Consider the following 20,402-nt stretch of genomic DNA (forward strand, 5'->3'; position numbering starts at 1 on the left):
GGCTCAGGGCAAGTTGAACGCCGGCGGATAGCGACGGCGCACGGCGGGGCCTTCGGGGGCTTCCACGGGGACCAGCAGCCGGTCGACACTGTTTTCCACCAGGATGCGCGTGGCCGATTGGCTCGCGAGGCCGCCGCGCACCAGGCACTTGGCATGGAGCACCTTCTTGAAGGCTTCGTAGAGCTTGCGGTCGGGCAGTTCGGGGCTGCGCCAGAAGCGGTCGAGCGAGGCCTGGTGCGTGATGCCCGGCACGTCGTAGACGGCATCCCCCAGCACGATGACCGGCGTTCCCGAGGCCAGCGCCAAGGTGCCCGAGGTGCTGTTCACGCAGACCATGCCGATCGAATTCTCGCAGAGCGGCTGAAGATCGCCGCCGTCGATATGCATGACCCGGCCGGCCAGCCCGAAATGGGCGGCACGGCGGCGGATCGCCGAGCGCCAGTTGCGGAATCCGACGTCGAGCGGATGCTCCTTGATCACCAGCAGCGCATCCTTGGGCGCATGGCGCGCGAAGCTGGCCAGCACGTAGTCGAGCGCCATGGCCATCGACAGGAATGGCGAGTGCGACCGGATCTGGAAGTCGCCCGAAAGCTGGAGCGGGAACAGGAAATAGCGCTTGCCGTCGATCTCGCGCAGGGTGTCCTGCGCCTGCCGCGCGCGGCGGCCCCGGAGCGAGAAGCGGCGGATCCATCCGAAGCCCTCGAGCACGATCGATCCCTGGCGATGGGTGCGATAGAACGGGAAGCGCAGCAGCAGCCGTCCGGTCACGACATTGTGGTAATGCCAGTAACTGTCGTGCGCGCGCCGGTTGAACGAGGCGGTGATCGACGGGAGATCGGGAATATCGGGAAGCCTGGCCGCCGCGGAGAGCAGGTTCTGCGGATCGCGGTCGAACGAGGAATTGCCGTTCACGCCGTCACGCTCCAGCGTCATCCAGTCGGGCCGGATATAGCCTTCCTCGAAAACGTGGAAGTGGATGCCGCGCAGGCGCGCCAGGCGCATCGCCCGCATGTGCATGGGGCGGCAGTCCCCGAACAGCACCACGTCGGTGATGCCATGTTCCTGCACGTAGCGGTCGAAAAACAGCGGCCAGTCGCGCATCAGGCCGCGATAGTCGGTCGAACCGTCCGGCCAGTCGCGCCGGTCGCCTCCGGACAGGTTGATGCGATGGACCGCCGCGCCGCGGCGGCGCAGTTCTTCGCCAAGGGCGCGGAAAAACGGTCCGGGTGGTCCCTGAAGGAACAGGAACCGGCGATCCCCAGTCGTCAGCAGCAGATGCTTCATCGCCGGGTCATCCATCCAAGCACGCGGTTCATCCTCCCTTGAACTTCCCGCAGGCGAATAAGTGCTGATCGCACGTTGGCCTGCCCGCTTGCAATCCTGTCCACCAGCGTTTCCGGCCCGCACGGCAAACGCGTGACGGGATCGAGGTAGCGGGGATAGAGGATCAGCGTGGCCGCGACCAGTTCGTCCAGCGTCCGGCGGCGGGTGCGGCGCGCGGGTACTGCCCCGAGGTCGCGCGTCAGCCCCCAGCCCGCGTAGAAGGGCACCCCGTGCGTGACGACCTCGCGCCCGCGCATCAGCGCTTCGAACCCCGCCAGCGAGGTCAGAACGTGGACGGCATCGACTTGATCCAGCAGCGCCGCGATCGAGGATGTCCGGTCGATCGTGTCGGCGAATTCCAGCGCGCGCGCGTCGGGGACATGACCCTTGCGATGGCCGGCCTCCACGTCGGGATGCGGCTTGAAGATGATATGTGCGCCAGGTTCTTCGGCGCGGGCGCGGCGCAGCAGTTCCAGATTGTCCAGCCCGCCGCCGCCGCGCAGCACCGAGCGGTCGTCTTCGACCTGCCCGGTCACGAGCACGCGCTTGCGGCCGCCGATCCGGGCACCGCCTTCGCTGTCTGCCCGCGGCGCGCGCTCCGCGTCGAGGCCGTACTTGCTGATCCCGCCCGAAACGAGCCGTTCGCGCAAGGCACCGGCCCGTTCGATGACGGCCCGGGGGATTGCCGCGGTTTCGAGAATGATTTCGAGTTCGCTGGCCTGGGCCGGGTCGAAATGGGGGCCATTGGCATCGACGACGATCGAGAGCGGCGGCACGCAATTGGCGCCGAGGCCGGTCGAGCGGATCATGCCGTCCTCGATTTCACCGATGCGGATGCCGCGCGCTTCGAGATCCGCGAGGGCCTGTGCATCGCTGCGCGCGATCCAGGCCAGCGCCAGGGAGCCTTCGGCAGGCACTTGCGCGCCCTCGGCATGGCGCACCGGGCCGCTGCCGTCCCACAGCAGGTTGTCGGCGGTGATCCGCTTCCAGCGGGCGATGCCGTAGACGCCGGCGACCTTGCGGTTGGCGTCGATCAGGGCGCGCCAGCCTGCCAGCAGTCCAATGGCTTGCGCAGGCTCCAGCCTGCCTTCGCCGAAGGGGTCGCGATAGGTCCAGCGGCCGATTTCGCGGGCTGCGACGGCGTCCAGCGCCGCGGGATCCGAAAGCGCGGCGAAGCGCCCGGCCCCCAAGGGTGCGACCTTGCACCCGCAGAGGGCGGCGACCAGCAGCAGCTCGTCTTCGGCATCGCCTATCACCAGCGAGGCCGATGCGCAGGCGGTCCAGGGGTCGCCGTCCGACGGGAGGGAAGGGAGGTTTTCAAGGCCGACAATCGCACCGCGCGCGGCTGCGCGTCCCGTCAGCCCAAGGTCGCCCAGATGTCTCGCGACTTCGCCGGCAGCCGCGGTGCTGGATGCGGAGGCCAGAACGTCGCGGCCTTCGGGCAGCACAGCGGAGGCTCCCCAGAACGTACCGCCGACGCGGGCCTGGCGCAGAAGCGAGGACAGGTCCGTCGCGGCGGGGGCCTCTCTGGAAGCGGGCTGGGCCAGGGGTGGTGCGCGGTGGCCCGGGAAGGGCGGAATGCGCAGGAACGGGGGTGCCGTCATGCCGCCTCGACTGTCAGTGCCAAGGTTTCGCCCAGGCTTTCCAGCCGGCGCGCCGTACGGTCCCAGGTGTCCGGATCGACGGCGGCGATCAGGCCCTCGCGCCGGTCGTCGCAGCGATAGGGGGTGCCGTCGGGCCGGGCGGCGCGGCCGCCTGCTTCATTGAGGAACAGCACGCCTGCGGCATGGTCCCAGGGGAGCGTGCGGGTGAACAGCGTGATGTCGTTCTCGCCCCCGGCGATGCGGGGGTACTGGTCAGCAGCGCAGCGCGGGCTGTCGATCACTTCGGCGCCTTCGGCCAATTCGGCCAGCAGTCGGGCGCGTCGGTCGGGATCGCGAAAGAGGCGCGTCACGGCCATTACCGGGCGCGCGCGCGCTGCAGGAGCGGTGCGAAAAGCCAGGCCGTCGATGGTGGCGCCCTGGCCGGACAGGGCGGCACAGAACCGGCCGGACAGGGGATCGAGTATCCAGCCGCCGACCGGAATGCCGTTGTCCGCCAGCGCCACCAGCAGCCCGAAGGGCCCGGTGCCCGCCGCGAAATTGGCAGTGCCGTCGAGCGGATCGACGATCCAGCACGTTCCGGCGCCGAGCCTGTCGAGCAGATCCGGCTGGTGATGCACGGCCTCTTCACCCACCACATGAGCGCCGGGGATCAGGCCGGCGAGGCGTTCGCTCAGGATCGCCTCGCATTCGCGGTCTGCGGCGGTAACCGGTTCGCTGCCACCATTGCCTTCGCGCTTGTCGGCCACGAGCGCGGCGCCCGCCGTGCCGAAGCGCGGCATGACGGCGAGGCGTGCTGCGTCGCGCATCGCCTGCTCGACGGCAGGCGTAAGGCTTTGGTTCATGATCAGCGTGCCTCGATGGCGTGTGATCGCCCAGTTACCAATGGCCGAACTCTCCATGCGTATCGACACGAACCGAGGTGTAGGGAAGCTGAACGTGATCGAGCACGGAGTAGGCGGCCTTGCCGAAGCGCGACTGCGAATTGCCCCAGAACAGCTCGCCCAGGTTCAGGCCGACGCCGAAGAACAGGTGCCGCTTGGGCTCGATGCCCTTTTCGCGGTCGCTGTTGAGGAAGTCGGTGGCGTAATAGCCGACCTGGAGGTCCAGGAATCGCAGCGGCGTCTTCTGCAGGCCTTCGAAGCCCGCGCCCTTGAGCGAGAGCATGAAGCGCTGCTGGGCGTAGTGTTCCTTGCCGACGTGGCTGTAGATCTGGTCGTTCGGCATGATCTCGATCTTGAAGGCGATCTTTTCCTTCAGGCCGGGAATCGTGTTGCGCAGCACCGAGAGCGTCGCGCCGGTCAGGTTCATCGCGATGTCCTGCATCGAGTAGCCGCTGTCGGGCTCGATGGCGTCGGACACTTCGTTGAGCGCCATCAGGCCCGCGGCCAGCACGCCGGCCGTGACGGCGTCGCCTTCCGAGGCATTGGTGTTCTTGTGAAGGCGGGCATGAAGAATGTCCGCGATCAGGTAAGTGTTGAAGGCATGGGTCAGCTTGTCCATGCCGATGCTGGTCGTATCCTTGCCGAACCAGCCTTCGTCCTTGAAGTGGAACGGGGCGGTTTTCTTCGTCAGCTTGGGGATCGTCTGCACGCCCATGTAGACGGCCAGGACCGCCAGTTCGGTCGTGATCGTGCCCGCCTGCTTGAAGAAGCCGCGGTACTGGGCATATTCGCGCGGAACGTGGCCGGTGCCGTTGAGGCTGACGCCGGGGGGCAGCGATGCGGCCGGGCCGGAAACCACCTGGTTCGTGGGGCCATAGACATCGGCCGGCGCGGCCGGCTCGGGCTCCAGGGCGGCAGGCGGCAGGGTCGTCAGGTCCGGCACCGCGCGGGGTGAGGAGATGTCGGCCAGGTTCCACCGCGAGACGGCGACGAGCTGCGGATCATTTCCGTCGCAAGGCGCGGCACTGCCGATGCAGCCGGACGCCGTGATCACCCCAGCGGCAAGCGCCTGATCCTCGATCCGACCCGTCGGAGCCGAAAAACCGGCCTCCGGAAGGGCTGCCGTGCCGCCGAACGCATCTGCCCAGGCGGGAGTGGCCGGCAGGCAGGCGGCCAGCGCCAGAACCGCCCGGCCGCGGGAACCCATCCTCATGTATCGTCTTACCCTGAAAAGTTATGCCATTTACCAGCCAAGGACATTCGACGATCCGAGGACCACGAAATCAGTTGCCAGCGACCTGTCAAAGGGGCCATTGCGAAGCCCCCCGAAATCGGTAGCCCTCTTCATATGATTGTTCTCAAGCCGGTCAAGTCGTTACTCATGCTACCCGTCTGGATCTTCCAGCTCGGCACCACTGCAAAGAGTTTTCTCGACAATCCGCTTCTGGGTTCGCGGCGATTGAACGGTTGGGGCCTGCACCGGGCGCGGGTGAAAGTGGCCGGGGCGCTGTGCAGCTGGCGACGGGCGCGCCTTGCAGGAAAAGTGCGGAAGGACTGGCGCGAGGCTTTCGACCGCGACGGTTTCGTCGCCATCGAGAATGTCATTCCGGCCGAAGAGTTTGCGGCGCTGCGCCAGGCGATCCTGACATACGAGGGTGAAGCGCGCGAAATGCGGCAGGGCGATGCGATCACTCGCCGCCTCGCCGTCGATCCCGCGATGCTCCGGGTCATTCCCGCGCTGCGCCGCCTGCTCGGCCGCGACGACCTCAAGGCGCTGTTCCACTATGTCGCCGGTTTCCGGATCGCACCGCTGCATTATATCCAGACCATCGTGACGCACGACGCCAGCAACGAGGCGGACCCGCAGGAATCGCTTCATGCCGATGCCTTTCACTCATCGCTGAAATCCTGGCTGTTCCTGAATGCGGTCACGGCCGACGAGGCGCCTTTCACCTTCGTTCCGGGATCGCACCGGTTGACCGCGGCGCGGCTGGACTGGGAATATCGCCGCAGCCTGGCCGACCCGCGGACGATCGACCGGCTGTCCGCGCGTGGTTCGCCGCGGGTGAGGCCGGGGGACCTTGCCGAGATGGGCCTGCCCGCGCCGCGGCCGCTGGCCGTTCCCGCCAATACCTTGGTGGTGGCCGATACCCTGGGCTTCCACGCGCGCGGCGATTCGGTTCGGGCGATCGAGCGCGTCGAGATCTGGTCCTATTGCCGCCGCAATCCTTTTGTGCCCTGGTTGGGAGGCGACCTTCTCAGCCTTCCGGGCCTTGCCGAGCGCCGCGTCGGGTGGCTTTGGTCCTTGCGCGATCGGTTCGAGAAAGTTGCTGGGCAGCCCTGGCGCAGTGTCGGAATAAGGCGCGCGGTAGATTCGTTAGACTGATCCGCCTGCACTTCCTTGCCTCGGAACTGTCACGATTAAATTTCGTCAACTATATGTGACTTCTACCTGTCGGCGCTTGTGCGGAATTTGCGGCAGATCGAGCAATTCAGGGATTATGTGGGGTTTACATAGGGTGGTGTGCTGCGTAGCACAAATTCGCGGACTATGCCGGCGTCTAACAGTACATGTCAGGACTGTGGCGTTGTGCAGTGCGGCCAGCAAGGTGTAGGCGATGCGCAGCAATCGAAAGCACGCGAGCAGGGGGGTAAAGTTGTCGAATTCGGTCGTCCCGATAACAGTCGGGGCAAGCAATCTCATTATATCCAGAGCACGCGAAGTCATCGACATCGAAGCACGCACTCTGGATAGCCTGGCCGCATCGCTGGGCGCGAGTTTCACCAAAGCCTGCCAGCTTCTCGCCAGCGCCACTGGACGGATCGTCGTGGCCGGCGTCGGCAAGTCCGGGCATATCGGCCGCAAGATCGCCGCCACCCTCTCGGCAACCGGCTCGCCCGCCATGTACCTTCACCCCGGTGAGGCCGCCCACGGCGATCTCGGCATGGTGGTGGAGGGTGACGTGATCCTCGCCATTTCCAATTCCGGCAACACTGCCGAGCTGCAGGTCCTGTTCGACCATGCGGAGCGCTGCGAAATTCCGGTGGTCGGCATGACGTCTCATGCCGATTCGCTGGTGGAACGCCGCTCGGACATCTGCGTGTTGCTGCCGGTCGCGACCGAGGCCTGTCCTTCGAATATCGCGCCCACCAGCTCGACCACGCAGCAGCTGGCACTGGGCGACGCCATCGCCATGGTGCTGATGGACATGCAGGGCGTCTCGAAGGAGAGCCTCAAGGCGCTTCATCCGGGTGGTTCGATCGGCCTGCGTCTCGCTTCGGTCAGCCAGCTCATGCACGGCACCGACAAGCTTCCGCTCGTCGACCTCGACCTGCCGATGGACGGCGTCATCACGTGCATGACGTCCATGGGCTTCGGCATCGCCGGCGTCGTCGATCCGGCCGGACGCCTTGCCGGGATCATCACCGACGGCGACTTGCGCCGCCACTTCAAGGTACTCGACCAGGTCTGCGCGCGCGACGTCATGACGCCGCGCCCCAAGATGCTGCGGGCGGACATGGCGGCGGAGGATGCCCTTCGTTTCCTCAACGATGCGCAGATCACATGCGCTTTCGTGGTCGGCGAAGACGGCCCGCGCTGCGCGGTGGTAGAGGACGAGATGGTAGCCACGATCAACCAGATCCCGGTCGGCATCATCCACCTTCACGATTTCCTTCGCACCGGGCTCAGCTGAACCTCCGTGACATCCCCGAATAGCGGCAACAGTTTTGCCATCATCATCCCTGCGCGCTTCGCGTCGAGCCGGTACCCCGGCAAGCCGCTGGTTCGCCTAGCCGGCGCCACCGGCGAGGAACGCAGCCTGATCCGCCGCAGCTGGGATTGCGCCATGGGCGTTCCCGGCGCGGCCGGCGTCTGGGTCGCCACTGACGACGACCGGATCGCCGCCGAAGTGGAGAGCTTCGGCGGGCAGGTCGTCATGACGTCGCCCGATTGCGCCAACGGCACCGAACGCTGCGCGGAAGCCATTGCCACGCTTGGGCCGGTCGCCGATGTCGTCGTGAACCTTCAGGGCGATGCGCCGCTTTCTCCCGCAGGCGTGGTCCCGGCGCTGGTCGAGCGCCTTTCGGCAGATCCGGAGGCCATCATGGCCACCCCCGCCGTGCGCGCCTCACGTACCGTTTACGAACATCTGGTCCAAGACCAGGCCGAGGGCCGGGTGGGCGGCACCACCGCCGTGATCGACGGCCGCGGCCGGGCGCTTTACTTCTCCAAGCGCGTGCTGCCCTATCTTCCGGCAGAGGCCGCCGCGCGGGAATTCCCGCCGGTCCACCTGCACCTCGGTCTCTATGCCTACCGCCGCGCCGCGCTGGAGCGCTACGTCGCCGCGCCGCCTTGCGAGCTGGAACTGCTGGAAGGCCTGGAACAACTGCGCTTCCTCGACCTTGGCCTGCCGGTCTCGGTCGTCACGCTCGATCCGCTGTCCTGGGATGCGATCGAGCTGAACAACCCGGGCGACAAGCCGGTGATCGAACGCATCCTCAAGGAACGCGGCATCGCCTGAAGGCAATTGCCGAAGGGGGCGGCGCCGCGAAGCCACCGCCCGGTTTTCCTCAATCCGGGTTTCGCTCAATCAATGTCGAGGGGCGGGAAGGCCTTGACCAGGCGGTCGATGGCCTGGACCTGTTCGAGGTAGGCGCGCAGCCGGCCGAGCGGCAAGGCGCAGGGGCCATCGCAGAGCGCCTTGTCCGGATCGGGGTGCGCTTCCAGAAACAGCCCGGCGATACCGAGGGCCATGCCCGAACGGGTGAGGGCGGCAGCCTGCGTACGGCGACCATCGGCGCTGTCGACCCGGCCGCCCGGGCGTTGCAGCGCATGAGTCGCATCGAACACCACCGGGGCCATGGCCTTCATCTCGTCCATTCCCAGCATGTCGACGACGAGGTTGTTGTAGCCGAAGGAGGAACCGCGCTCGCACAGCAGCACGCGGCCATTGCCGGCCTCTTCGCATTTGCGGATGATGTGGCGCATCTCCTGCGGGGCGAGGAACTGCGGCTTCTTCACGTTGATGACCTTGCCGGTGCGCGCCAGGGCGACGACGAGGTCGGTCTGGCGCGCGAGGAAGGCCGGGAGCTGGAGAATATCGGCGACTTCCGCCACGGCCTCCGCCTGGAACGGTTCGTGCACGTCTGTCAGCACGGGCACGCCGAAGCGGTCCTTCACGTCGGCGAGGATCTTCATTCCTTCGTCCAGGCCCGGACCCCGGAAGGACGAGATGGACGAGCGGTTCGCCTTGTCGAAGCTGGCCTTGAACACATAAGGAATGCCAAGCTCGCCGGTAACCCGCACGAATTCGGCGGCAACGTCCATTACCGCCTCGCGGCTTTCCATGACGTTCATGCCCCCGATCAGCACGAATGGCCGGTCGTTGGCGAAAGTCAGGTCGGGAAGCAGGGTAACGGAGGGAATCATGGCGTGGCTCGGTCCTCGTCGATCGGGAGAGAGGCCGTCGCCGGGCAGGCCGCCGCAGTCAAGGCGTTTCCGGCTTTCAGGCCCCAGAACCGGCGCGATACGCCATCGCCGCACTCTCCGGCGCGCCTGTCGTGACGGCCGTTTGGGCGCGCCGCCGTGTCATCTGGGGCTATCGCGTGATGAAGGCTTCGCGGCGGCTGAAATGACGGCTATTCAGGGCGGCGTAACAGTCGCACCCGCCGTCACGAGGATAATACCATGCCCCACCCCTTAGGCATCGACAGCCGCACGGTCGCGGGGATGGGACCGCTCGAACATGTCCGCCTGGCGGGCGAAATGGGCTGCAAGGCGGTGTCGATGGGCCTGGAGCAGGAGGCCGGGCGGAGCGAGGGCTACGCAGCCTGGTCGCTGCGCGAGGATGCGGCCCTGCGGCGCGAAGCCCAGGCCGCGCTGGCGGATGCTGGCCTGCGCATCGGCCTGGGCGAGGGCATCAATGGTTCGGCAACGCGCCCGCCCGAGGACCATGCTGCGGACATGGACATCTTCGCCCGGCTCGGCACCCGCCGCATCGGCGCCCGCGACAACGGGCTCGAGCGGGAACATGCCTTCGACTACATGGCCCGCCTGGCCGAAATGGCGCGTGAGCGCGACATGGACTTCGGCTTCGAATTCTCTCCTGTCATGACTGTTCGCACGCTTCGCGAAGCCCTGGCTCTCGTGGCGCATATCGGCGAGGATCGGGTGAGCGTGACGGTCGACGCGTTGCATTTCTTCCGCGCGGGCGGGGTGGTGCGCGAACTGGCGGAACTCGACGCCGCGCTGATCGGCCATGTCCGCCTTTGCGACGCCGGGCTCAAGGCCCTGGGCGATCATGCCGAGGAAGCCGAGCGCGGCCGCCTGATTCCGGGCGAGGGCGAACTGCCCCTTCGCGAATTCGTGGATGCCCTCCCGCGCGGCAAGACGCTGGGCCTGGACCTTTCGCTTCCGCAGGCGGCGCTGGGGGTGGAAGCCGCGCGGGACTATCTCGTGGAAGTGGTCGCCCGCACGAGGGCGCTGCTCGCCTGAACGGCGCGCAGGGCTGGTTCTCGACGGATCACCGGCTGTCGGCAAGGATCATTTCCGCGCCTTTTTCCGCGATCATCATGGTCGGCGCATTGGTGTTGCCGGACGTGATGGTGGGCATCACCGAGGCATCGATCACGCGCAGGCCCTCCACCTCGAGAACGCGCAAGCGGGCATCGACCACGCTGCCCATCGCCGCGGTGCCGACCGGGTGGAAAATGGTGGTGCCGATCGCACCGGCTGCGCTGCGCAAGTCTTCCTCGCTCGCGCGTTCGGGGCCGGGCCGCAGTTCTTCCGGGGCATAGCGGGCGAGGGCGGGCCGGGCGACGATCTCGCGCGTGAGGCGGATCGACTGGGCCGCGACGGCACGGTCCTCCTCGGCAGAGAGATAGTTCGGGCGTATGCTCGGCGCGGCGGCGGGATCGCGGCCGGTCACATGCGTGCTGCCGCGACTTTCCGGCCGCAAGTTGCAGACGCTGGCGGTGAAGGCCGGGAAGGGATCGAGCGCGCCGCCGAAGGCTTCAAGGCTGAGCGGCTGTACGTGGTATTCCAGGTTCGGCGTGGCATAGCGCGCGTGGCTGCGGGTGAAGACGCCAAGCTGGCTCGGCGCCATGGCCATCGGACCGCTGCGGCTGAGCGCATATTCCAGGCCGATCAGCGCCTTGCCCATCAGATTGGCAGCGCGCTGGTTGAGCGTGGACACCCCCGTCACCCGCCAGGCGCAGCGCAGTTGCAGGTGATCCTGCAGGTTCTCCCCCACTTGCGGCAAGTGGCGCAGGGCGGGGATGCCATGGCCGGAAAGCCGGTCTCCATCGCCGATGCCGCTGCGTTCGAGGATCGCCGGCGAACCGATGGCGCCCGCCGAAAGCACGACTTCGCCGCGCGCGCGAGCGGTTCTGGGCTGGCCGCCCACCGTATAGGCGACGCCGACGGCGCGGCCGTCCTCGATCAATACGCGCTCGACGCTGGCACCGGTCTCTACCTTGAGGTTGGCGCGGCTTCTTACCGGCTTGAGAAAGGCATCCGATGCGCTCCAGCGCCAACCCCGGCGCTGCGTGACCTGGAAGAAGCTGGATCCTTCGTTGTCGCCCCGGTTGAAATCGGTGACCGCGGGGATGCCCTGCTGGCTGCAGGCCTCGCGAAAGGCTTCGAGGATGTCCCAGCGCAGCCGCTGCTTCTCCACGCGGATTTCGCCGCCGCTGCCGTGAAACGCGCTGGGGCCTTCGTAATGATCTTCGGCGCGGGTGAAGTAGGGAAGGACCTCGTCCCAGCTCCAGCCTTCGTGACCCGCCTGCCGCCACTGGTCGTAGTCGGCGGCCTGGCCGCGCATATAGATCATGCCGTTGATCGAGGAACTGCCGCCCAGCACCCGGCCGCGCGGATACTTCAGACTGCGGCCGCCCAGCCCGACCTCGGCCTCGGTGGACAGGCACCAGTCGGTGCGGGGATTGCCGATGCAGTAGAGATAGCCGACGGGGACGCGAATCCAGAGGTAGTCGTCCTTGCCGCCCGCTTCCAGCAGCAGCACCCGGCGGCGCGGGTCCGCGCTCAGCCGATTGGCAAGGACACAGCCCGCGCTTCCACCGCCGACGACGATGTAATCGAATTCTCCCATCACCAAGGGCTAGGCCGCGATTTCCCCGCGATCAAGCATTCCGCGAATCGCGCCGTAAACCCGCTCCGGCGATGCTGGAAAGGATGCGCCCGGCAGGGTTTCCGAAGCGTGTCGTTAAATTTCTGCAACGGACTGTCTTCCGTTCGGGACATGGCGAATACACCCGCCACCGAGACGGAGTATTCGGACGAGTAGAGGATGACGCGAAGGCGCCGTCCATACGAGGGCCGTCGGTGCAAGGGATCGATTGTTCGTCGGGGGGCGAGAGATCGATCCGGGGCGGGAGCGCAGCATGAACCCATGCCGCGCTCGGGACACGCTTCCATCGGCGGCTCATTTTTTCACGCACATCTTCGGCGATGTCCGGTTTCGGGTCGATTTTCGGGCGAGTTTCTGGCCGCATTCCACAGCCCGCAGCGGGGTTCAGGGCGCCTCCAGATGGAAGCGCCCCACGTCACGCTTCAGGGTGAAGATTGCGCCGGGGCTTGCTGCTGGGCGCCCGCGGGCGCGAGATGATCGGGATTGGGGCGGCTCCAGACGCCGATCGACAGCCAGAGAATGACGATGGCGATGGCGAACACGCCGAAGATTGCTGCCAGGATATGCGGAAGGATCGGCAAGGCGGCATCGCCGCCGCGCCGCAGGTCACCTTCCTGAGCATGTATCGTTGTGGAATGCGTCGTAGTGGAAAGGCCCGTCCGCGCGGGATGGGATTCGGCCTTGTCGGCCCCTGCCGCAAAAGCTGTGTCCTGCATTCCTGTCTTCCTCTCCATGAGGATCCTGCGCCGCCACAAGGCAACGTCGGTCCTTCTCGTTTCTCCCGAGCACAGATCAGGACAAGTCGGCCCGTCAGGCAAGCAAATTCGGCAGGGTCAGTTGCCGAGTGCGTGCTCCTCGGCGGTCACGGGATGTCCCTGGGACGGCGGCTGGTCCCACCAGGCGCGCGAAATCCAGATCGCGGACATCGCCAGAATCGCCAGAATGAGGCTGGCCAGCAGTACATAGCGGACGATATGCGGCGTGCTGCCCGAACGGGCTTCGTCTTCATCCAGATGAACTTCATCACCGACGCGTTGCATCTCGGCTCTCCCGTGGCCCGACAGCTTTGGGAGCGGCTCTGCGGCCGCCGTGCAATAAGGGCCAACAGGGGAAACGCGCTGGCGGTGAATCGGGTTCCCGAACGAGCGAAGCGCTAGGGATCCGGCGCGGTGCCGAGGAACTGGAGTGTCCGTTCGTCCCGCTCGCCCTGGAAGAACCCATCGAGCGCGCGGCCGAAACGCGCTTCGCCGCCGGCCGCTTCGAACAGCGTCATGGCGCTGCGAAACTTCATGGCATCGAGAGCGCCCAGGATCTCGGCCGCGCTGCGTTTGCCGAGCCATTCCAGCATGATCTCGGTGCATTCATCGAGACGGGCACCGAGAATCGGATGGGCCAGATAGGCGCGGGCCTCGCTCAGGTCTGAAATGGCGTAGAACTGCGAGGTTTCGCTTTGTCCCAGGCCGGCCACTTGCGGGAAGATGTACCAGATCCAGTGGCTGCGCTTGCTGCCGTGTTCCAGCTCCGCGACCACGCGGGCATAGTCGCGGGACTGGGCCTCGACGAAGCGCGCCAGCCCCGCCACGGGTCAGCTTCCGGTCTTGCCTGCGGCCGGCTCGGGGCTCTGGACGCCGGGTTGGGACTGGGGATCGACATCGCCCCGCTGCACGGCCTCGCGGGTGTCGGCGGCGCCGCCGGTATCGTCCGGGGCCTTGACCGCGCCGAAGATCCAGATCGCGGACATGGCGGCAATGGCCAGGACCAGGCTGACAAGCAGGACGTAGCGGACGACATTGGGCGTCGCGCCGGCACGGGCTTCGGTCTTTTCGACGTGAACTTCCTCGCCGCGGGTATCCATGGGCATCTCCCGGTTTCCGGCCCGATCTTCGATCGCTTCAGGCCGATGTTCCAGGGATCAACGCCCCATCGCCCCTGCCGTTCCGAGGGAGCTAGATACAGAAAGGGGCCGGACGCGCTGGCATCCGGCCCCTTCCAGACAGGATCGGTGCGGCGATCAGTCGCGCAGCAGCTCGTTGATGCCGGTCTTCGAGCGAGTCTGCGCGTCCACGGTCTTGACGATCACGGCGCAGTAGAGCGACGGGCCGGGGGTGCCGTCGGGCAGCGGCTTGCCGGGCAGCGAGCCGGGGACCACCACCGAGTAGGGCGGAACCTTGCCGATGTGGACTTCGCCGGTTGCGCGGTCGACGATCTTGGTCGACGCGCCCAGGAACACGCCCATCGAGATCACCGCGCCTTCGCCGACGACGACGCCTTCGGCCACTTCCGAACGGGCGCCGATGAAGCAGTTGTCCTCGATGATGACCGGGCCGGCCTGCAGTGGCTCAAGCACGCCGCCGATGCCGACGCCGCCCGAGATGTGGACGTTCTTGCCGATCTGCGCGCAGGAGCCGACGGTGGCCCAGGTGTCGACCATGGTGCCTTCGCCCACATAGGCGCCGATGTTCACGAAGCTGGGCATCAGCACCACGTTCTTCGAGATGAAGGTGCCGCGACGGGCGACGGCGCCCGGGACGACGCGGAAGCCGGCCTTGCGGAAGTCTTCGTCGGCCCAGCCTTCGAACTTCACGGGCACCTTGTCGAAGGCGGGCGCGCCGCCGGCGCCGTGAGCGACGGGGGCGTTGTCGTTCAGGCGGAACGAGAGGAGCACGGCCTTCTTCAGCCACTGGTTGACCTTCCAGCCACCCTGGCCGTCCGGTTCGGCGACGCGGGCCGTGCCCGATTCGATCAGGCCGAGGGCTTCGTCCACCAGCTTGCGCACGTCGGCGCTGGCGGGGGTGACGGTGTCGCGCGCATCCCAGGCGGCTTCGATCGCGGTTTCGAGTTCGGACATGTTCGCGTCTCCGGAAAGGTCGTTCAGATTTTCTGTTCCGGGCGCGCGTAGAGCCTGCGGTGGGCGAGGACAAGTAAGAAGGGAGCGCGGGACATAAGGCCGGCGCTCTCCGGCCGGGCGGGCGGCGGGGTCGGGCTCCGCCTCAGCGGACCGGCGAAAGCTGGGCGGAATCGATGTGCCAGCGCAGTTGTCCGGGCGTGGCCCCGTCCACACCGTTGACGCGGCGCAGGACGTACTTGCCGCGGAACCGCTGGCTCGATCCGTCGTCCAGAGTCGCGTCCACCGTGACGGGCACCGTCTGGTAGACCGAGCCGGCCCCGGCGTCGCCAGGCTCCATCGCGCCGATGGCGACATGGGTGGCGCGGGTATGGGCGAAGCCGGCCGTGAACTGCGCCATCGTCTGGCGCGGCGGGCCGTCGTCGCCCCACTGCTGCCAGGCCGTCCCGAAGTCGCGGGCATTGAGCGCGGAGTAATAGCGTTCCACCACCGCGGCGGCGGCTTCCTTGCTCTTGGGCGCGGGGCGGCATCCCGGCATGGGATCTCCCTTCGAATCGAACAAGGCGCAGCTGCGGGCGATCTCGTCCTCGATCATCGCGCAGCTGTTGGCGACATTGCAGGGGGGGCGTGTGGCCGGGGAGACGTTGCGGCACAGATCCGCGCGGCGCTGGGCGGCAGTGGCGCCCAGTTCCTCCGCGCAGGAGAGCGGGCCGGAGCGCTGGGCCGCGCCGTTTTCCGCCGGCGCGGTGGGCGATCCAGCAGGCGAGGCCGATGGGGATGCCGAGGTCGGGGCCGAGCTGCTTGCGGGGCCTTGCGGGTCCGAAGCGACCGCTTGCGAGCGTGTCTCCGAAGCCGGCTGCCGATCGGGCGCGGCGTTGCAGGCACCCAGCATGAGCAGGCCCGCCAGGGGCAGGCCCGACAGGCTGAGCGACCGGATCGCGGACTTTCGTGGCGGCATCATCGCTCTCTCCCGTGGCGCGCCCGAGCAGGGCCAGTCCCACATCTACGCGCCAGACGCCCGCAGGTGCCCGAACGAACGGGAAAAAATGCCGGACCGCCTGCTGGGCAGGGCGCGGAGAGGCAGCAGCGCGACGCGCGGCTGCCCGTCACCCTCGCTGCTTTCCCGATACCGCGATCAGGGCGTCATCAGCTCGCGGACGAAGCCGATCAGGCCGGTCTGGCGCGCGCGGCGCATGCGTTCCGCGGCGAGGATCTTCTTCACTTTCTCGAAGCAGGCTTCGATATCGTCGTTGACGACGACATAGTCGTAGCCATCCCAGTGGCTGATTTCCGAGCGTGCGCGTTCCATGCGGGCGGCGATCACGTCCATCGAATCGGTGCCCCTGCCGGTAAGGCGGCGGCGCAGTTCGTCGATGCTCGGTGGCAGCAGGAACACGCGCACGACGTCGCGCTCCAGCTTCTGGTAGAGCTGCTGCGTGCCCTGCCAGTCGATGTCGAACAGATAGTCCTGCCCGTCCTTCAGCCCGGCTTTCACCTGGGCCTTGGGCGTGCCGTAGCTGTGGCCGAAGACATGCGCCCATTCGAGGAACTCGCCTTCGTCCACCATGCGGTCGAACTCGGCCTGGCTGACGAAGAAGTAGTCCTTGCCGTCCACCTCACCCGGGCGGGGCTTGCGGGTGGTGCAGGACACCGAGTTGCAGATGTGCGAATCGTGCTCAAGCAGCATGCGCGAGATCGTCGTCTTGCCGGCGCCGGAAGGCGAGGACATGATGAGCATGAGGCCGCGCCGGGCGAGCGTGTCGGCGGGATTGTCCGGAGAATTGACCATGTGCCCCGATGCCGCCGCCGGGCGCGCAAATCAAGGGGTGAGGTGAAGGCAGAGGATCGCGGAGCGAGCGGAGAGCCCTTCGCCCCGGATCGGGTCACTTCAGAATGTCGGGCACCAGGCCGGTTTCGTCTTCGCCGTCCTCGGCCATGTCCTGGATCTCGGCTTCGCCCTTGACGCTGGCCTTGCGGGCGCGGCTGCGGTCGTAGAGCGTCTTGGCCGCCAGTCCGCCGATCACCAGCGCCGCGCCGGGCGCGGAGCCCAGGGCCACGCGGGCAATGGCGGTATGGAGCATGGACTGAGTGAAGGAACGGCCGCGCAGGATCTGCTTGGCCTTTTCCGGGGTGTAGCGCTTGCCCAGCAGTGCGTGCTCGACCGCCCGGCGCGCGAAGAAAGTGCCGCTGCGCAGGGCGATGTCGGCAATGGCCAGGTTGGTGGCCGTGCTGGGGCTGGGCCCCCGCAAGGTGTTGGCGCGGGCGCGGGCCTTGGCGGCCGTGTTCTTGACCGCCGCTCCGGCCTTGCTCACGCCGCTGCCGACGCTTTTGCCGACTTTCTTCGGAACCGAGGTGACGCCCATGGACCTTGCTTTCCCGGGCCTTCTCCTGCCCGCCTTACTTCTTCTTGCCGAAATCGACCGAAACGACGTTCGATCCATCCTCGCTGGGAGTAATGCGCGAAGCAACGTCGCGTTCCGAATCGTTCTCGGGCGCGGAAAGCTCGTCTTCCTCGTCGTCGTCGGACATGGCCTGGAACTGCAGGCCGAAATCGACGGCCGGATCCACGAAAGCGGTGATCGCGGCGAAAGGGATCACCAGCTTGGACGGGAGCTGGTTGAAGCTAAGGCTGACGGTGAAGCCGTCTTCGCGCACCGCCAGGTCCCAGAACTTGTTCTGGAGGACGATGGTCATTTCGTCCGGGAACCGCGCCCGCAGCTCGGCAGGGATCGAGACCCCCGGCGCTCCGGTCTTGAAGGTGATATAGAAGTGGTGCGTACCCGGCAGCATGCCATTGCTGGCTTCCACCTGGCCTAGCACCCGGCCCACAACGGCGCGCAGGGCCTCCTGCACGATCTCGTCGTAGGGGATCAGGCTGTCTTGTGGCGTATCGTTCATCGCGCCCTTGGTGCTCATGCTTCCGGTGCCGGTCAAGCGTGTTCAAGCGTAAAATAACACGTTCCGACGGGTTTTCCCTAGGTCGTTTGTGCCGGGCGTGAAAATTCGCCGCGACCAAAGATTACCTGAGAAACGCTTTTCGCGCACACTTGGTGCCGGGCGGAATTGATTCCCTGACATAGCGGGCTATAGGCCCTTGGCATGCGCACTGCCTCGATCACCCGCAAGACTCACGAGACCGACATCGCCGTGGAGGTCAACCTCGACGGCACCGGGGCCTATCAGGTTTCCACCGGAATCGGCTTCCTCGACCATATGATCGAGCAGTTCAGCCGCCATTCGCTGATCGACATCGCCTGCCGCATCAAGGGCGATCTCCATGTGGACCAGCACCACACCACCGAAGACAGCGCCATCGCCATCGGCCAGGCCATCAGCCAGGCCCTGGGCGACCGCGCGGGCATCGGCCGCTACGGTGACGTTCATTCGCCCATGGACGAGGCCCTGAGCCGCGTTTCTCTGGATATTTCGGGCCGCCCCTACCTGGTCTGGAAGGCCGGCTTCACGCAGGACAAGCTGGGCGAGTTCGATACCGAGATGGTCGAGCACTGGTTCCACTCGATCGCGCAGGCCGTGGGCATCACCCTGCACATCGAACTCCTCTACGGTTCCAACAACCACCACATCTGCGAAGGCATCTTCAAGGGCTTCGCGCGCGCGATGCGCACCGCGGTGGAACTCGACCCGCGCAAGGGCGGGGCGATTCCTTCCACCAAGGGCATTCTCGGACAGGACACGCTCTGATGGCCAGCTTCATCATCTCGCTTCGCTACACCGCCCCCGTCGAGGAAGTGGACGGCCTGCTGGCCGATCATGTCGCCTGGCTGCGCGCGAATCATGCGGCGGGCCATTTCCTCGGCTGGGGCCGCAAGGTCCCGCGTGACGGCGGGCTCATCCTGGCGAAGGGCAGCAATCGCAACGAGGTGGAAATCCTCGCCGCCGCCGATCCGTTCGTGGCGGGCGGCGTGGCCGAGTTCGAAGTGATCGAATGGGCGCACGGCTTCCTTGACGACAGCGTCGCCGGGCTCGCCGGATGACGGCAGGCCGCCCGATCCTGGCGCTGATCGACTACGGCGCGGGCAATCTGCACTCGGTGGCCAATGCCCTGCGCGCGGCCGGGGCCGAAGACGTCGCGATCACGGCCAATCCGGACGTGGTGCGCGCGGCGGACCGTATCGTCCTGCCCGGTGTCGGCTCCTTCCGCGCCTGTGCCGAGGGTCTCTGGGGCATTCGCGGCATGGTGGAGGCGATGACCGAGCGCGTCCATGTCGGCGGGGCGCCGTTCCTTGGCATATGCGTGGGCATGCAGCTGCTGGCCACGCGCGGGCTGGAACACGGGGTGACGCGCGGGCTCGACTGGATCGGCGGCCAGGTCCAGCGCATCGAGCGTACCGACCCTGCGATCAAGATCCCGCACATGGGCTGGAACGACGTTTCGCTCGGCCGCAAGGACCCGGCACAGGGCCTGATCGAGCCGGGCGAGGCCTATTTCCTGCATTCCTACCACTTCCAGCCCGACGACGGCGCGCATGTGGCGGCCATGACCGACCATGGCGGCGGCCTGGTCGCGGCCGTGGCGAAGGACAATATCGTGGGCGTGCAGTTCCACCCCGAAAAGAGCCAGGCCTACGGCCTCGCGCTGCTTTCCCGTTTCCTCGAATGGAAGCCCTGAGATGATCGTTTTCCCCGCCATCGACCTCAAGCAGGGCCAGGTCGTGCGCCTTGCCGAAGGCGACATGGACCGCGCCACCGTCTATGGCGACAATCCCGCCGCGCAGGCCATGCTGTTTGCCGAAGCGGGCTCGCAATATCTCCACGTCGTCGATCTCGACGGCTCTTTCGCGGGCCGGGCGGAGAACCGCGAGGCGGTGGAAGCGATCCTCGAAGCGTTCCCCGGCCATGTCCAGCTCGGCGGCGGCATTCGCACGCGCGAGGCGGTGGCCGGCTGGTTCGACCTGGGCGTTTCGCGCATCGTCATGGGCACGGCCGCGCTGAAGGACCCGCAGTTCGTCAAGGACATGGCGCGCGAATATCCCGGCGGCATCGTCGTGGCCGTGGACGCGCGCGACGGCATGGTCGCGACCGAGGGCTGGGCGGAAGTCTCCGACGTCTCGATCGTGGACATGGCCCGACGCTTCGAGGATGCGGGCGTCGCCAGCCTGCTCTTCACTGACATTGGCCGCGATGGCCTGCTCAAGGGCTGCAACATCGACGCCACCGTCGATCTCGCCCGCCGCACCGACATGCCGGTGATCGCCAGCGGCGGCGTGAAGGGCCTCGACGACATTCGCCTGCTGGCGCTCCATGCCGGTGACGGCATCGAAGGCGTGATAACCGGCCGCGCGCTTTACGACGGGCGCCTGGACCTGGCCGCCGCGATCGCCATGGCGGAGAAGGCGTGAACGAGAACCGCCTCGTCGCGGTCCTGGCGCTGGCCATCTTCGTGCCCGGCGCGCTCTATGCCCTGCGCGATTATCGCGAAGGCCGCGCGCGCCTGATGCTGTTCAGCCGGGCGCGGTCGAAAGTGGAAACCTCGCTTCAGGAGAATCCGCGCAAGTTCTGGGGCTACACCGCGTTCAACCTCGCCGTGTGCCTGACCGTGGGCGTGTTCTGCGTGCTGCTGTTCTTCAAGCCGGTGGAGTGA

24 protein-coding genes are annotated in these 20,402 nt (G+C 66.9%); 9 read left to right on the forward strand and 15 right to left on the reverse strand.

Annotated elements, in window-relative coordinates; translation table 11 throughout:
- Positions 1 to 3 precede the first annotated feature (3 nt).
- From ACZ1J6_RS21065 to ACZ1J6_RS21080, 4 genes are read right to left on the reverse strand one after another with little or no spacing between them, the layout of a single operon-like run.
- Entirely contained in the window at positions 4 to 1,284 is a 1,281-nt protein-coding gene (locus tag ACZ1J6_RS21065; RefSeq protein ID WP_431567219.1) for a capsule biosynthesis protein, read from the reverse strand.
- Positions 1,281 to 2,927, reverse strand: a complete 1,647-nt coding sequence (locus ACZ1J6_RS21070) for a capsular polysaccharide export protein, LipB/KpsS family (RefSeq protein ID WP_465127990.1) — start codon at positions 2,925 to 2,927, stop codon at positions 1,281 to 1,283. The genes ACZ1J6_RS21065 and ACZ1J6_RS21070 overlap by 4 nt, the downstream gene beginning before the upstream one ends.
- Positions 2,924 to 3,769: an inositol monophosphatase family protein gene (locus ACZ1J6_RS21075; RefSeq protein ID WP_465127991.1), complete on the reverse strand. Its 846-nt coding sequence runs from the start codon at positions 3,767 to 3,769 to the stop codon at positions 2,924 to 2,926. Before ACZ1J6_RS21075 ends, ACZ1J6_RS21070 begins: the two co-directional genes overlap by 4 nt.
- 34 nt (positions 3,770 to 3,803) lie before the next feature.
- Positions 3,804 to 5,021: a DUF2279 domain-containing protein gene (locus ACZ1J6_RS21080; protein ID WP_465127992.1), complete on the reverse strand. Its 1,218-nt coding sequence runs from the start codon at positions 5,019 to 5,021 to the stop codon at positions 3,804 to 3,806.
- Between the two features lie 135 nt (positions 5,022 to 5,156).
- Here ACZ1J6_RS21080 and ACZ1J6_RS21085 point away from each other — a divergent pair, with 135 nt between their 5' ends.
- The 3 genes from ACZ1J6_RS21085 (at position 5,157) to ACZ1J6_RS21095 (ending at position 8,331) form a co-directional block, all read left to right on the forward strand.
- Positions 5,157 to 6,194, forward strand: a complete 1,038-nt coding sequence (locus ACZ1J6_RS21085) for a phytanoyl-CoA dioxygenase family protein (protein ID WP_465127993.1) — start codon at positions 5,157 to 5,159, stop codon at positions 6,192 to 6,194.
- Between the two features lie 271 nt (positions 6,195 to 6,465).
- A complete protein-coding gene (locus tag ACZ1J6_RS21090; protein WP_243654375.1) occupies positions 6,466 to 7,503 on the forward strand; it encodes a KpsF/GutQ family sugar-phosphate isomerase in 1,038 nt (345 codons plus the stop codon).
- Between the two features lie 6 nt (positions 7,504 to 7,509).
- A complete protein-coding gene (locus ACZ1J6_RS21095) occupies positions 7,510 to 8,331 on the forward strand; it encodes a 3-deoxy-manno-octulosonate cytidylyltransferase (protein ID WP_134093991.1) in 822 nt (273 codons plus the stop codon).
- Between the two features lie 65 nt (positions 8,332 to 8,396).
- Here the strand turns inward: ACZ1J6_RS21095 and kdsA are convergent, their stop codons facing one another.
- Positions 8,397 to 9,239 (reverse strand): 3-deoxy-8-phosphooctulonate synthase, encoded by an 843-nt coding sequence (gene kdsA / locus ACZ1J6_RS21100; protein ID WP_465127994.1) that lies wholly within the window; start codon positions 9,237 to 9,239, stop codon positions 8,397 to 8,399.
- Between the two features lie 258 nt (positions 9,240 to 9,497).
- Here kdsA and ACZ1J6_RS21105 point away from each other — a divergent pair, with 258 nt between their 5' ends.
- A complete protein-coding gene (locus ACZ1J6_RS21105; RefSeq protein WP_465127995.1) occupies positions 9,498 to 10,304 on the forward strand; it encodes a sugar phosphate isomerase/epimerase family protein in 807 nt (268 codons plus the stop codon).
- Positions 10,305 to 10,332: 28 nt separating this feature from the next.
- On the opposite strand, the gene ACZ1J6_RS21110 is transcribed toward ACZ1J6_RS21105, so the two are convergent.
- The 10 genes from ACZ1J6_RS21110 to ACZ1J6_RS21155 form a co-directional block, all read right to left on the reverse strand.
- The gene (locus tag ACZ1J6_RS21110) at positions 10,333 to 11,916 is read right to left on the reverse strand and encodes a GMC family oxidoreductase (RefSeq protein ID WP_465127996.1); all 1,584 of its coding nucleotides are present in this window, start codon (positions 11,914 to 11,916) and stop codon (positions 10,333 to 10,335) included.
- A 461-nt stretch (positions 11,917 to 12,377) separates the two neighbouring features.
- Complete coding sequence (locus tag ACZ1J6_RS21115; protein WP_314464015.1) at positions 12,378 to 12,671, reverse strand: hypothetical protein; 294 nt, start codon at positions 12,669 to 12,671, stop codon at positions 12,378 to 12,380.
- 117 nt (positions 12,672 to 12,788) lie between these two features.
- Entirely contained in the window at positions 12,789 to 12,995 is a 207-nt protein-coding gene (locus ACZ1J6_RS21120) for a hypothetical protein (protein ID WP_442044813.1), read from the reverse strand.
- A gap of 113 nt (positions 12,996 to 13,108) precedes the next feature.
- Complete coding sequence (locus ACZ1J6_RS21125) at positions 13,109 to 13,537, reverse strand: DUF1810 domain-containing protein (protein ID WP_465127997.1); 429 nt, start codon at positions 13,535 to 13,537, stop codon at positions 13,109 to 13,111.
- Positions 13,538 to 13,540: 3 nt separating this feature from the next.
- Positions 13,541 to 13,810 (reverse strand): hypothetical protein, encoded by a 270-nt coding sequence (locus ACZ1J6_RS21130; RefSeq protein WP_134093996.1) that lies wholly within the window; start codon positions 13,808 to 13,810, stop codon positions 13,541 to 13,543.
- 156 nt (positions 13,811 to 13,966) lie between these two features.
- Positions 13,967 to 14,803 carry a 2,3,4,5-tetrahydropyridine-2,6-dicarboxylate N-succinyltransferase gene (gene dapD / locus ACZ1J6_RS21135; RefSeq protein WP_465127998.1) on the reverse strand — a complete coding sequence of 279 codons (837 nt, stop codon included), beginning with the start codon at positions 14,801 to 14,803 and terminating at the stop codon, positions 13,967 to 13,969.
- Positions 14,804 to 14,945: 142 nt separating this feature from the next.
- Complete coding sequence (locus tag ACZ1J6_RS21140) at positions 14,946 to 15,761, reverse strand: hypothetical protein (protein WP_465127999.1); 816 nt, start codon at positions 15,759 to 15,761, stop codon at positions 14,946 to 14,948.
- A gap of 174 nt (positions 15,762 to 15,935) precedes the next feature.
- On the reverse strand, positions 15,936 to 16,589 hold the full coding sequence (gene gmk / locus ACZ1J6_RS21145) for a guanylate kinase (RefSeq protein WP_132268493.1): 654 nt from the start codon (positions 16,587 to 16,589) through the stop codon (positions 15,936 to 15,938).
- 94 nt (positions 16,590 to 16,683) lie between these two features.
- Positions 16,684 to 17,163, reverse strand: coding sequence for a hypothetical protein (locus tag ACZ1J6_RS21150; protein ID WP_465128000.1), 480 nt, complete (start codon positions 17,161 to 17,163; stop codon positions 16,684 to 16,686).
- A 34-nt stretch (positions 17,164 to 17,197) separates the two neighbouring features.
- The gene (locus ACZ1J6_RS21155; RefSeq protein WP_132268771.1) at positions 17,198 to 17,698 is read right to left on the reverse strand and encodes an SspB family protein; all 501 of its coding nucleotides are present in this window, start codon (positions 17,696 to 17,698) and stop codon (positions 17,198 to 17,200) included.
- A 201-nt stretch (positions 17,699 to 17,899) separates the two neighbouring features.
- Here ACZ1J6_RS21155 and hisB point away from each other — a divergent pair, with 201 nt between their 5' ends.
- From hisB to ACZ1J6_RS21180, 5 genes are read left to right on the forward strand one after another with little or no spacing between them, the layout of a single operon-like run.
- Complete coding sequence (hisB, locus tag ACZ1J6_RS21160; protein ID WP_132268497.1) at positions 17,900 to 18,502, forward strand: imidazoleglycerol-phosphate dehydratase HisB; 603 nt, start codon at positions 17,900 to 17,902, stop codon at positions 18,500 to 18,502.
- Complete coding sequence (locus ACZ1J6_RS21165) at positions 18,502 to 18,795, forward strand: YciI family protein (protein ID WP_132268499.1); 294 nt, start codon at positions 18,502 to 18,504, stop codon at positions 18,793 to 18,795. Before hisB ends, ACZ1J6_RS21165 begins: the two co-directional genes overlap by 1 nt.
- Positions 18,792 to 19,430, forward strand: coding sequence for an imidazole glycerol phosphate synthase subunit HisH (gene hisH / locus ACZ1J6_RS21170; RefSeq protein ID WP_134094000.1), 639 nt, complete (start codon positions 18,792 to 18,794; stop codon positions 19,428 to 19,430). The genes ACZ1J6_RS21165 and hisH overlap by 4 nt, the downstream gene beginning before the upstream one ends.
- Position 19,431: 1 nt before the next feature.
- On the forward strand, positions 19,432 to 20,160 hold the full coding sequence (hisA, locus tag ACZ1J6_RS21175) for a 1-(5-phosphoribosyl)-5-[(5-phosphoribosylamino)methylideneamino]imidazole-4-carboxamide isomerase (RefSeq protein ID WP_132268503.1): 729 nt from the start codon (positions 19,432 to 19,434) through the stop codon (positions 20,158 to 20,160).
- Positions 20,157 to 20,402 (forward strand): hypothetical protein, encoded by a 246-nt coding sequence (locus ACZ1J6_RS21180; protein WP_132268505.1) that lies wholly within the window; start codon positions 20,157 to 20,159, stop codon positions 20,400 to 20,402. The genes hisA and ACZ1J6_RS21180 overlap by 4 nt, the downstream gene beginning before the upstream one ends.

This window comes from Novosphingobium sp. BL-S-21 (genome assembly GCF_055521655.1).

Coding starts and splice junctions, on each gene's coding strand:
- ACZ1J6_RS21085 (WP_465127993.1), top strand. CDS start 5,157: ATGATTGTTCTCAAGCCGGTCAAGTCGTTACTCATGCTACCCGTCTGG.
- ACZ1J6_RS21080 (WP_465127992.1), bottom strand. CDS start 5,021: ATGAGGATGGGTTCCCGCGGCCGGGCGGTTCTGGCGCTGGCCGCCTGC.
- hisH (WP_134094000.1), top strand. CDS start 18,792: ATGACGGCAGGCCGCCCGATCCTGGCGCTGATCGACTACGGCGCGGGC.
- dapD (WP_465127998.1), bottom strand. CDS start 14,803: ATGTCCGAACTCGAAACCGCGATCGAAGCCGCCTGGGATGCGCGCGAC.
- hisA (WP_132268503.1), top strand. CDS start 19,432: ATGATCGTTTTCCCCGCCATCGACCTCAAGCAGGGCCAGGTCGTGCGC.
- gmk (WP_132268493.1), bottom strand. CDS start 16,589: ATGGTCAATTCTCCGGACAATCCCGCCGACACGCTCGCCCGGCGCGGC.
- ACZ1J6_RS21155 (WP_132268771.1), bottom strand. CDS start 17,698: ATGAACGATACGCCACAAGACAGCCTGATCCCCTACGACGAGATCGTG.
- ACZ1J6_RS21065 (WP_431567219.1), bottom strand. CDS start 1,284: ATGAAGCATCTGCTGCTGACGACTGGGGATCGCCGGTTCCTGTTCCTT.
- ACZ1J6_RS21150 (WP_465128000.1), bottom strand. CDS start 17,163: ATGGGCGTCACCTCGGTTCCGAAGAAAGTCGGCAAAAGCGTCGGCAGC.
- ACZ1J6_RS21130 (WP_134093996.1), bottom strand. CDS start 13,810: ATGGATACCCGCGGCGAGGAAGTTCACGTCGAAAAGACCGAAGCCCGT.
- ACZ1J6_RS21110 (WP_465127996.1), bottom strand. CDS start 11,916: ATGGGAGAATTCGATTACATCGTCGTCGGCGGTGGAAGCGCGGGCTGT.
- ACZ1J6_RS21070 (WP_465127990.1), bottom strand. CDS start 2,927: ATGACGGCACCCCCGTTCCTGCGCATTCCGCCCTTCCCGGGCCACCGC.
- ACZ1J6_RS21140 (WP_465127999.1), bottom strand. CDS start 15,761: ATGATGCCGCCACGAAAGTCCGCGATCCGGTCGCTCAGCCTGTCGGGC.
- ACZ1J6_RS21105 (WP_465127995.1), top strand. CDS start 9,498: ATGCCCCACCCCTTAGGCATCGACAGCCGCACGGTCGCGGGGATGGGA.
- ACZ1J6_RS21115 (WP_314464015.1), bottom strand. CDS start 12,671: ATGCAGGACACAGCTTTTGCGGCAGGGGCCGACAAGGCCGAATCCCAT.
- ACZ1J6_RS21120 (WP_442044813.1), bottom strand. CDS start 12,995: ATGCAACGCGTCGGTGATGAAGTTCATCTGGATGAAGACGAAGCCCGT.
- ACZ1J6_RS21165 (WP_132268499.1), top strand. CDS start 18,502: ATGGCCAGCTTCATCATCTCGCTTCGCTACACCGCCCCCGTCGAGGAA.
- hisB (WP_132268497.1), top strand. CDS start 17,900: ATGCGCACTGCCTCGATCACCCGCAAGACTCACGAGACCGACATCGCC.
- ACZ1J6_RS21075 (WP_465127991.1), bottom strand. CDS start 3,769: ATGAACCAAAGCCTTACGCCTGCCGTCGAGCAGGCGATGCGCGACGCA.
- kdsA (WP_465127994.1), bottom strand. CDS start 9,239: ATGATTCCCTCCGTTACCCTGCTTCCCGACCTGACTTTCGCCAACGAC.